Here is a 1,146-nt window from a genome sequence, read left to right as displayed (position 1 = left end):
GCTGATATGACTTTCGCAGTCAAGTACGCAAGCCTCTGTTGTGAGTGTCCTTTTGCTTTTCGGTGAATCTGCTGGGGGCGGCGCAGCCTGTAACGTCGACGGTGGATCCGGCTGATATCCGTGGGTTGGCTACCACATTACAGGGTGCCGTCGTGTGAACCTGCCGCGCTCTATGTCCGAGAGTCTGGCCTGGAGGCTGTCTCGTAGTATCTTGGCGGATTGTTCACGGACCGTGCTGCGCCGTCCTCAGCAGACTGCTGTTCCTCCGTTGAATGTGCGATGGGTGCCATTATCAATGCGTGCTCGATTGAGGCTCGGTCGGGAGTGAGGTCATGCGCGCAATATCCCACACGAATGCGGCTAGCTCCCGGGCGACCGCGGTCACCGCGACGTTGGAATGCTTGCCACGTGCGACCAGCCTGCGATAGCGCTTGCACAGCCGCAGCTGTGCATCCCACGCGCGATCGACGATGGCCTTGGGCAGTCCTTCATGGCGTCGCTGGATGACGGGGCTTACCTTGGCCGGGTGACGGTACGACCATGCCGCTTCAACCAGCAGGTGACGCGCATGGCCGTTGCCGGCCTTTGTGATGCTGCCCAGCCTGCGTCTCTGGCCCGAGGAATGTTCGGATGGCGTCAGACCAAGCCATGCAGTGAGCTGCCGCGGGTGATCGAAGCGTGACAGATCACCGAGCTCGGCAAGCAAGCCGATGGCGCTGGTGAACTGAATGCCACGTAGCGCCTGGAGCGCTTTGACCACCGGATAGAAACGCCATTGTGGCGCCATCTCGCGCAAGGCCGTCTCGAGTCGTTCGCACTGCGCGAGACGGTCTTCAATGGTCCGGCGATATTCTTCGAACGCAAGCTGTTGCCAGTGCGAATCGAACGAGTAGCCGCTGATCCAGCGCCGGTGTGCAGGCCCCCAGTCGGCGCGGCCGGTATAGCGCACGTCGTGGGCGAGCAGGAAGGCTTTGAGGCGTTGCCTGGCCTGCTTCAGATCCTGTTTGGCGGCGCCCCAGGTGCGGACCAGGTCACGAAACGCTTCGTCCTCGACGGTGGGCACGTGCACGGGCGACAGATCTCCAGCTCGAAGCGCGCGTACCAGTTTCGCTGCATCGCGGCGGTCGGTCTTGACCCGCTCGCCGG

General features: G+C 62.5%; 1 protein-coding gene. It reads right to left on the bottom strand.

The window, feature by feature from the left end:
• Positions 1-292: 292 nt before the first annotated feature.
• Positions 293-1,146, bottom strand: an 854-nt coding sequence (locus BFD71_RS38675) for an IS110 family transposase (RefSeq protein WP_069269421.1), incomplete at its 5' end; no start/stop codon positions are given.

The sequence above is a fragment of the Paraburkholderia nodosa genome (genome assembly GCF_001718195.1).
Classification (GTDB): domain Bacteria; phylum Pseudomonadota; class Gammaproteobacteria; order Burkholderiales; family Burkholderiaceae; genus Paraburkholderia; species Paraburkholderia nodosa_A.
The sequence above is the reverse complement of the archived record's forward strand: the minus strand, read 5'-3'. Positions and strand labels throughout refer to the sequence as shown.